The organism is Streptomyces sp. NPDC012794 (assembly GCF_042901085.1).
Taxonomy (GTDB): Bacteria; Actinomycetota; Actinomycetes; order Streptomycetales; family Streptomycetaceae; genus Streptomyces.
This window is the reverse complement of the sequence record NZ_JBIBCI010000034.1, coordinates 25953-34962: the sequence shown is the minus strand read 5'-3', so window position 1 is coordinate 34962 and position 9010 is coordinate 25953. Positions and strand designations below refer to the sequence as shown.

The window sequence follows — 9010 nt, the reverse complement described above, 5'->3', positions numbered from 1 at the left end:
GGGGGGGGGGGGGGGGGGGGGGGGGGGGGGGGGGGCGCGGGGGGGGGGGGGGGGGGGGGGGGGGGGTTGGGGGGGGGGGGGGGGGGGGGGGGGGGGGGGGGGGGGGGGGGGGGCCGTCCGGGGCGGGCTTCGATGTTCGGCGCCTGTTCCGAGTCTGGTTGTACGAGGTACCGGGCGCCGAATTCATCTCGTTTTAGCCCCGGACGACACCCCACCCCGTCCCCGCCCCCTCACATGGCAGCCCCGCGTCTGCCCGCGCAGCTGGGCAGTTCCAACCTCACAGGCAATCCCAGCTTGGCCGCCACCTCCAGCTCGGCCGGCAAGTCCAGCCTCGCCGGCGTTTGAGGCGCGGGGGTCTGGGGGCTGGCCCCCGGGAAACGGTCCGCGGACGCATGGGCCGCGCAGGCGACTCCAGCTCGGCCGGCAAGTCCAGCCTCGCCGGCGTTTGAGGCGCGGGGGTCTGGGGGCTGGCCCCCAGGAGGGGTCCGGGCGCAGCCCGGGGAACGGGCGAAGGGCGGGTAGGGGACTCCGGCCCCGCGCAGCGGCGCAGCCCCTCAGTGCCGGAAGAAGATCCGGTCCCCGTACTCCCGGATGACCCGCCCGTTCCACTCGTGCCCGCCGTCCACGTTCCCCGACCGCAGCAACGGCGGCTCCACCCCCCGCGCCACCAGCTCGCCCGCCGCCGCCGCCATCACGGCCTGCATGATCGCGCTGGTCACCACCGTCGACGCGGGAGCGAACGGCGCGTCGATGCCGTCCACCGACAGCTCCGCGTCCCCGACCGCGATCTTGCTGTCCAGCACGATGTCGCAGTGGTCCTTCAGGTAGGTGCCCGAGACGTGCCGCGACTTGGTCTCCGTCGCGTACGCCACCGACGTCACGCCGATGACCTGCAGGCCGATCGCGCGCGCGTTCATCGCCATCTCGACCGGGAGCGCGTTGCGTCCGGAGAGGGAGATGACGACCAGTACGTCCCCGGCGGAGGCCGGGCTGCTGTCCAGGACCGCGCCGGCGAGGCCGTCGACCCGCTCCAGCGCGCTGCCCAGCGTGGCGGGCATGACGTCGACGCCGACCGTGCCCGGGACGGCCAGGAAGTTCATCAGGGCGAGTCCGCCGGCCCGGTAGACCACGTCCTGGGCGGGCAGTGAGGAGTGTCCGGCGCCGAAGGCGAACAGCCGGTTCCCGGAGGCGACGGCCTGGGCGATCACGGCGCCGGCCTCGGTGATGCGTGAGCCCTCCTCGTCGCGTACCCGCTCCAGCAGGCCGATGGCCGCGTCGAAGAACTGCCCGGCCAGCTTGCTCTCGCTCATACGCCGTAGGCCCTTCCAGGGGTGTGGGTGCTGTCCGCCGCTCACCGTGCGGTCTGGACCAAGGGCGTGTCAATACGGACGTCAATCCGGGGGCCGCCGTCTTTCTTGCCGCGCCGATGCGCTCCGGCTGATGTCCCGTACATGCCTTGACGCTCGACGCGGGACGGTTGTCGGCCCGATGCGTCAGAATTGGGGGCAGGGCCAGCGCACGCAATCCGAGGGGCACGAATGTCCGGACTGATCGACACCACGGAGATGTACCTCCGCACCATCCTGGAGCTGGAAGAGGAAGGTGTGGTCCCCATGCGCGCCCGGATCGCCGAGCGGCTGGACCAGAGCGGCCCGACGGTGAGCCAGACCGTTGCGCGCATGGAGCGCGACGGTCTGGTCGCGGTGGCCAGTGACCGGCACCTGGAGCTGACCGACGAGGGCCGCAAGCTCGCGACGCGGGTGATGCGCAAGCACCGCCTCGCGGAGTGCCTGCTGGTCGACGTCATCGGCCTGGAGTGGGAGCAGGTGCACGCCGAGGCCTGCCGCTGGGAGCACGTGATGAGCGAGGCGGTGGAGCGGCGCGTACTGGAGCTGCTGCGCCACCCGACCGAGTCGCCGTACGGGAACCCGATCCCGGGGCTGGAAGAGCTGGGGGAGAAGGCCGAGGCGGATCCGTTCCTGGAGGACGGCATGCTCAGCCTGTCCGAGCTGGATCCGGGCACCGAGGGCAAGACGGTCGTCATCCGGCGGATCGGAGAGCCGATCCAGACCGACGCCCAGCTGATGTACACGCTGCGCCGGGCGGGCGTGCAGCCCGGCTCGGTGGTGAGCGTGACGGAGTCCCCGGGCGGGGTGCTGGTCGGCAGCGGCGGGGAGGCCGCGGAGCTGGACGCGGAGATCGCGTCGCACGTGTTCGTCGCCAAGCGCTGACGTCCCCGGGGGGTTGACGGCCGTCGGCGCCTCGGCGTCGACGGCCGGACGCAAGGCGGTCCCGGCGCCTTTCGGCGCCGGGACCGGTCCTCCCCTTGCTGACCTGGAGCCCCGAGCTCTCAAGGTCATCCCCTTCGGACCGTCTTCCCCGAGCGGCCCGCCTCCCTGTTGAAAGGATCTCCATCGGCAGTGGCGGCCAATCCTTGAGCAAGGTCACTCGAAAGAGCGGTGTTGTCGGCGAGACGCCCGTTCTCGAACGCGGGTTCGATAGTCTGGCCGGGAGCGAAGGGGGTGCATCTCCGGTGGTACAGCGGATCGATGTCACGGGTGCCGACGGCGTACGCCTGGCCGCCTGGGAGTTCCGGGAGCCGCCTGCGGAGCCCCGGAAACCGGCGGTCCTGTTACTCCACGGCCTGATGGGCCGCGCCCTCCACTGGGCCGGCACCGCGCGCTGGCTGGGCGAGCACCGCCGCGTCATCGCCCTCGACCAGCGCGGGCACGGCCACAGCGGCCATCCCGCGACCGGACCCGAGCGGGCCGCGCGCCTGGGCCGCGAGGCCTTCGTCGCCGACGCCGAGGCCGTCATCGAGCAGCTGGACCTCGGCCCCGCCGTCGTCATCGGCCACTCCATGGGCGCCCTCACCGGCTGGCAGCTCGCCGCCCGGCGCCCCGAGCTGGTCCAGGCCCTCGTCATCTGCGACATGCGTGCCTCCGCGCTCGGCGAGGCCTCCCAGCAGGAGTGGCAGGAGTGGTTCCGCCGCTGGCCGCTGCCGTTCCCCACCCAGGACGCCGCCCGCCGCTGGTTCGGCGAGGACGACCCCCGGGTGGAGCGCCCCGACCCCGGCCGCGGTGCCTTCTTCGCCGAGGTGATGCACGAGGCGCCGGACGGCTGGCGCCCGCTCTTCTCCCGCAGCCAGATGCTGACCGTCCGCGAGACCTGGGTGCACGACGCGCACTGGGAGGAGCTGGCCCAGGTCCGCTGCCCCACCCTCGTCGTGCGCGGCCTGGACGGCGAGCTGGGCCGGGCGGAGGCCCAGGAGATGGTCCGCGTCCTCCCGGCCGGCCAGTACGCCGAGATCCCGGACGCCGGCCACTACGTCCACTACGACCAGCCGGCCGCCCTGCGCGCGGCGCTGGAGCCCTTCCTGGAGGCGGTGGCCGTCTCCTAGGGGAGCCCCTCTCCCCGCCGCGGCGGGGAGAGGGGCCGCAGGGCCGGTGCCGCCGGGCCGCCGGTGGCCGGTCAGTCGGTGACGGAAAGGACGATCTTCCCCGTGGTCCGGCCGCTGTCGCTCAACTCGTGCGCCTTCCCGGCCAGTTCCAGCGGCAGCACCGTGTCGATCTCCGGCCGCAGCAGCCCGTCCTCCACCAGCGCGGCGATCTCCCGCATCCCCGCCTGGTCGGCCTCCACCGCCATGAAGGCGGCATGCAGCCCCAGCGGGCGGGCCTCCTGCGCGAGGCGAACCTCGGCCGGGGAGGCGAGGGAGACCACGATGCCGCCCGGTCGCAGGGCGCGCAGCGAGCGCGGCCCGTACTCCCCGCCGACGGCGTCGACCACGACGTCGACGGGCGGGACGGCCGCCTCGAAGGCGACGGCGGTGTAGTCGACCACCTCGTCCGCGCCCAGCCCGCGCAGGAACGCGTGCTTGGCCGCGCGGGCCGTACCGATGACGTACGCGCCCCGCGCCTTGGCGATCTGCACGGCGAGGTGCCCGACCCCGCCGGCCGCCGCGTGGACCAGCACCCGCTGCCCGGGGCGCACCCCGGCGGTGTCCACGAGGGCCTGCCAGGCGGTGAGCGCGGCCAGCGGCAGCGCGGCCGCCCGTACGTGGCTCAGCGCGGCGGGCTTGCGGACCAGGTGCCGGGCGGGGGAGGTGACGTACTCCGCGTACGTGCCCGCCGGGACGGGGTGGCGCGGCATCCCGAAGACCTCGTCGCCCGGGGCGAGGGTGGTGACGCCGAGCCCGACCGCCTCGACGGTCCCGGAGACGTCCCAGCCGAGCCGGACGACCTCGCCCGCGAGCCCGCCGGTGGCCCGGTGCCAGGAGTCCGTCGGGTTGACCCCGGCCGCGTGGACCCGTACGAGCACCTCGGCCGGCCCCGGCTCCGGCCGCTCCACCTCGACGACCTTCAGCACCTCGGGCCCGCCGAATCCGTCCTGAGCCACCGCACGCATGACGCCACCCCCGCTCTCGGCGGGGCCCCAGCGGCCCCGTCCCGGGACCAAGATTTCCGCACGGCCCCCACCGGAACGAGTGGCAAGACTGCCACCATCTGAAAGGATCTTGCCATGGTTTCTCCGCTGCACCGCGTCGTGGTCCTCGCCCTGGAGGGCGTCTACCCCTTCGAACTGAGCATCCCCGTGCGCATCTTCGGCACCGCCGAAGGCCCGGACGGCGAGCCGCTGTACGAGGTCACCACCTGCGGCCTGACCGGTGGCCCGGTCACGACGAGCGCGGACTTCACCATCACGGTGCCCCACGGCAGCGAGGCCCTGCGCACGGCCGACACCCTGGTCATCCCGCCCTTCACCTGCGGCCCGGACGCCTCCCGCGCGTGGCTGCCCGCCGAGCTCGCCGAGGCCCTCGCCCTCCTCCCGCCGCACGCCCGCATCGTCTCGATCTGCACGGCCTCGTACGTACTCGCCGCCGCGGGGCTGCTCGACGGCCGGCGCGCCACCACGCACTGGAACGAGGCGAGCCACTTCCAGCGGGCCTTCCCGCGGATCGAGGTCGACGAGAACGTCCTCTTCGTCGACGACGGCCGCGTCCTGACGGCCGCCGGCGTCGCCGCGGGGGTGGACCTGTGCCTGCACCTGCTCCGCCGCGACCACGGCAGCGAGATCGCCAACCGGGTGGCGCGCCTGTGCGTGGTCCCGCCGTGGCGGGAGGGCGGCCAGGCCCAGTACATCGAGCGCCCCATGCCGGAGCCGGACGCCGCCACGACGGCCGCGACCCGAAGCTGGGCCCTGCGCCACCTGGACGAGCCGCTGTCCCTCGCGCAGCTTGCGGCCCACGCCGGAATGAGCGTCCGCACCTTCTGCCGCCGCTTCGCCGAGGAGGTAGGCGCACCCCCGGGCCAGTGGCTGGCCCAACGCCGCGTCGACCACGCCCGCCGCCTCCTGGAAACCACCGCCCTCCCGGTGGACCAGGTCGCCGCCGAAGCGGGCTTCGGCACGGCGGCCTCCCTCCGCCAACACCTCGCAGCCACCCTGGGCACCTCCCCGACGGCCTACCGCCGGGCGTTCAGAGCCGTACCGCAGGGCCACCACACGGGGACGCCCACCTCGCCGGATCGGGCCTGAACGGCCTTACCACGCCCCGGCCGTGGCGTCCGGAGCCGGCGAAGCGGGCGGGCAGGGGCGGAAACGCCGGCAGGGGGCGGCGGGCCGTGGCCGCCGCCCCCTGCACCGTGTGCGCGGGTCAGCCCTTGCTGACCGCCGTCAGGATCTCCGGGAGCTTGCGGGCCACCGCCGGGGCCGCCACGCGCAGGCCCGTCCAGGTGGCCGCGCAGCCCCAGGCGATGCCGATGGGGAGGGCGAGCAGGCCCAGGGTGCCCGGGTCGTCCGCCAGGCTGACGTACACCGTCAGGCCGATCACCGGCGCGCAGATCACCGCCGAGGCGAGCATGCCGCAGACGATGCCCAGCCAGGCGAGGCCGGCCTGGCCCGGGGCGACGTTCTTGAACGCCCCCTCCGACGGGATGGAGTACGCGAAGTGCGCCGAGACCAGCGCGCCCGTGCACAGCATCGAGCCGAGCAGGGCCAGCGCCAGGCCCAGGGCCGACGGGAAGCCGGCCCAGTCGCCCACCAGAGCGGCGGTGACGACCGTGACGAGGACCGTGTACGGGACGGTGACCAGGGCCAGCGCGGCGGCGCGGGCGCGCAGTTCGCCGTACGCGTCGCGCGCGGTGGAGATGGTCTGGGCGACCATCCAGAAGGCGGAGGTGTCCTGCCCGAACTGGTTGTACATCTGTACGCCGAGCATCCCCGCGCCGAAGCAGGCCAGGTAGACCGAGCCGGTGCCCTGGAGGGCGTTGAAGACGGGGACGATCAGGCCGATCGCCAGCGACGACACCCATGCGGACTTCGTCTTCGGGTCGCGGACGGCGTAGCGCAGGGTGCGCTGGATGACCGCGCCGGTGCGCCCGCCCGGCAGGAGCGACCAGAAGCCGCCGGCGCCGCCCCGGTCCTTCTCGGGCTTCGCGGCCGCGAGGGTGGAGCCGTCCGGGCTGACCATCAGGCTGGTCAGGCTGCGCTCCCAGAACCACAGGAGGCCCGCGAGGGCGCCGAGGGTCAGGGCCAGCTGGGCCGCGGCGGTGCCGTACGCGCCCTCGCTCACGGAGTCCACCATGCCGACGGCCGTCGCCGGCGGCAGCCAGCGCACGATCGCCTCGACCGGCTCCAGCGCGGCCAGACCCCCCTCCTGGAACAGGCGCTGGCTAGCGAAGTTGACGACCTGGGCGCCTATCGCGATCAGCAGGCCGCTGAGTACCGCGAGGTCGCGTCCCTTGCGGCTGGACAGCAGCCGTACGTTCGCCGTGGCCACGGCACGGGCCAGCGCCACGCAGGCGAGCAGCAGCAGCGGGGCGCCGATCACGGCCGCCGCGATGCCCGCCGGGCCGTGGGCGACCGCCGCCACCGAGCCGGCGGCGATGCAGAGCGTGAACAGCGGCCCGGTGCCGACCAGGGAGGAGGCCAGCAGGGCCCGGACGAGCGGACGCGGCCTCAGGGGCAGCATCACGAGCCGGCTCGGGTCGAGCGTCTCGTCACCGGTCGGGAAGAAGAGCGGCATCACGGTCCAGCCGAGCGCGAGGATCGCGGCCAGCAGGACGACCACGGTCCCGGCGTGGAGGTGGCCGTGCAGCATCGCCAGGCCCAGGGTGACGAAGAGGGAGAAGACCAGCGAGATCACCAGGCTGATGATCCAGACGGCCTTGCGCTTCGACGACCCCTTGAGGCCGTTGCGCATCAGGGAGAGCTTCAGGCGGACGAAGAGGGAGGTGACGGAGGCCGCGGAGGCGGCGGTGGCGCTGCTCATCGCGCGCCGCCGAGCCAGTCGAGGGAGTCGCCGGCGGCGTGGTCGCGGGCGCCGACGAGTTCGAGGAAGGCGGCCTGCAGGGAGGGAGCGGAGCCCCGAACGTCGGCCAGCGGGCCGGCGGCGCGGATCTGTCCGCCCGCCATGACGGCCACCCAGTCGCAGAGCGATTCGACGAGCTCCATCACGTGGGAGGAGAACACGACGGTCGCACCGGACGCGGTGTAACGTTCCAGCACCCCGCGGATGGTCTGCGCGGAAACCGGGTCCACGCCCTCGAACGGCTCGTCCAGGAAGAGGACTTCGGGGTTGTGCAGGAGCGCCGCAGCGAGACCGATCTTCTTGCGCATGCCCGTCGAGTAGTCGACGACCAGCTTGTGCTGGGAGCCCGCGAGGTCCAGTACGTCGAGCAGCTGCGTCGCGCGCTTGTCGGTCTCCTCGCCCGGCAGGCCGCGCAGGCGGCCCATGTAGCCGAGGAGTTCGCGCCCGGAGAGGCGCTCGAACATCCGCAGCCCCTCGGGCAGGACGCCGATGCGGGACTTCACCTCGACGGGGTCGGCCCACACGTCGTGTCCGGCGACGACCACCCGGCCCATGTCCGGGCGCAGCAGCCCGGTCACCATGGACAACGTGGTCGTCTTCCCGGCGCCGTTCGGGCCGACGAGCCCGATGAAGCGGCCGGCCGGCAGCTCCAGGTCTATCCCCGCGACGGCCACCTGCTCGCCGAAGCGCTTCCACAGTCCCTCTACCCGCACGGCGGCCACGGGCTGCGCGGGTCGCGCGCCCCTACCCGTCCCGCCCGTACCGCCCGTCGCATAACCCTGGTCCGGCATGCGCCTGCCTCTCGTTCTGTTCCCCGTGGTCGTACTGTCCTCACCATAGGAGGAAGGGAAGAGGCCTCAGCAGTTACGAATGTCATGAACTTGCGGACACGTATGTCAGGCGCCGGCCGCGGGCAAAGGAAGAGGTCAGGGCTTGCGCCGGCCGCGGGCCGCGGCCGCCTCGCTGCCGCAGGCGTACGCGATCGCGTCGATCAGCTCCTCGGTGTCCGGCAGCCACCGGTTCGCCGGCGTGGGCTTACGGGCCCACTGCACCGGCCCCTTGCCGCCGAAGCGGGTCGGCGGCGCGGCCACGTACTGCCCCTCGCCCCGCGTGACCAGGTCGATGGCGTGCGGCAGCCAGCCCAGCTTGCGCACCAGGTCCGGCACCTTCGCCCCGGCGCCCGGCAGGACGAAGAACAGCATCCGGTGGTCGGGGGTCAGCGCGACCGGCCCGAGCGTCCGCTCGGTGCGCTCCAGCCGCGCCAGCGCGAGGAATCCGGCGGAGTCCGGTACGTCGAGCGCGTCGAAGGTGCGGCCCGTCGGCATCAGGATCGAGGCGCCGGGGTGCTTGGCCCAGATCCGCCGCACGCCCACCGCGCTGCCCGAGGCCAGCGACGCCCAGTCCTTGACCGCCGGGTGCGCGCCGGGCGCCGGGCAGTCGGCCGCCCCGCAGGAGCACACCTCCCTGCCGTCGCCGGGCTCCAGCCACGTGCCGGCGAAGACGTCCCAGTGCCGTTCCTCCACGTACCGCACGGCATGGTCGAGCAGTTGATCCCCGCGCTGCTGGGGAATGGGCGCGGTCTCCGTGACTGTGATGGTCTCTTCCACGCCCATCACAACTCCCTCGGTCACGCCGGGTTACGGCCGTAAACCAGCCGGTGGGCGCTGCATCGATCCTGCATACGGGGCGCACGGGTGCATGGGC

Annotated in this window: 8 protein-coding genes; 3 read left to right on the top strand and 5 right to left on the bottom strand. The window is 73.8% G+C overall.

Annotated features, from left to right (window positions below; genetic code table 11):
- Positions 1–554: 554 nt before the first annotated feature.
- A complete protein-coding gene (locus ACFY7H_RS32900; protein ID WP_388946013.1) occupies positions 555–1310 on the bottom strand; it encodes an SIS domain-containing protein in 756 nt (251 codons plus the stop codon).
- Between the two features lie 228 nt (positions 1311–1538).
- Between ACFY7H_RS32900 and ACFY7H_RS32895 the strand changes: the two genes are divergently transcribed.
- Both ACFY7H_RS32895 and ACFY7H_RS32890 read left to right on the top strand, forming a co-directional pair.
- Positions 1539–2231, top strand: a complete 693-nt coding sequence (locus ACFY7H_RS32895) for a metal-dependent transcriptional regulator (RefSeq protein WP_388946010.1) — start codon at positions 1539–1541, stop codon at positions 2229–2231.
- A gap of 302 nt (positions 2232–2533) precedes the next feature.
- Positions 2534–3400 carry an alpha/beta fold hydrolase gene (locus tag ACFY7H_RS32890; RefSeq protein WP_388946008.1) on the top strand — a complete coding sequence of 289 codons (867 nt, stop codon included), beginning with the start codon at positions 2534–2536 and terminating at the stop codon, positions 3398–3400.
- A gap of 71 nt (positions 3401–3471) precedes the next feature.
- Here the strand turns inward: ACFY7H_RS32890 and ACFY7H_RS32885 are convergent, their stop codons facing one another.
- Positions 3472–4404 (bottom strand): NADP-dependent oxidoreductase, encoded by a 933-nt coding sequence (locus ACFY7H_RS32885; RefSeq protein WP_388946005.1) that lies wholly within the window; start codon positions 4402–4404, stop codon positions 3472–3474.
- A 114-nt stretch (positions 4405–4518) separates the two neighbouring features.
- Here ACFY7H_RS32885 and ACFY7H_RS32880 point away from each other — a divergent pair, with 114 nt between their 5' ends.
- Positions 4519–5532: a GlxA family transcriptional regulator gene (locus tag ACFY7H_RS32880; RefSeq protein ID WP_388946002.1), complete on the top strand. Its 1014-nt coding sequence runs from the start codon at positions 4519–4521 to the stop codon at positions 5530–5532.
- Positions 5533–5650: 118 nt separating this feature from the next.
- Here ACFY7H_RS32880 and ACFY7H_RS32875 read toward each other — a convergent pair whose 3' ends face one another.
- From ACFY7H_RS32875 to ACFY7H_RS32865, 3 genes are all read right to left on the bottom strand, one after another.
- Complete coding sequence (locus ACFY7H_RS32875; RefSeq protein WP_388945999.1) at positions 5651–7267, bottom strand: transporter; 1617 nt, start codon at positions 7265–7267, stop codon at positions 5651–5653.
- Entirely contained in the window at positions 7264–8097 is an 834-nt protein-coding gene (locus ACFY7H_RS32870; protein WP_388945996.1) for an ABC transporter ATP-binding protein, read from the bottom strand. The genes ACFY7H_RS32875 and ACFY7H_RS32870 overlap by 4 nt, the downstream gene beginning before the upstream one ends.
- Before the next feature lie 135 nt (positions 8098–8232).
- Positions 8233–8919, bottom strand: coding sequence for a bifunctional DNA primase/polymerase (locus ACFY7H_RS32865; RefSeq protein ID WP_388945993.1), 687 nt, complete (start codon positions 8917–8919; stop codon positions 8233–8235).
- Between the last annotated feature and the right edge of the window lie 91 nt (positions 8920–9010).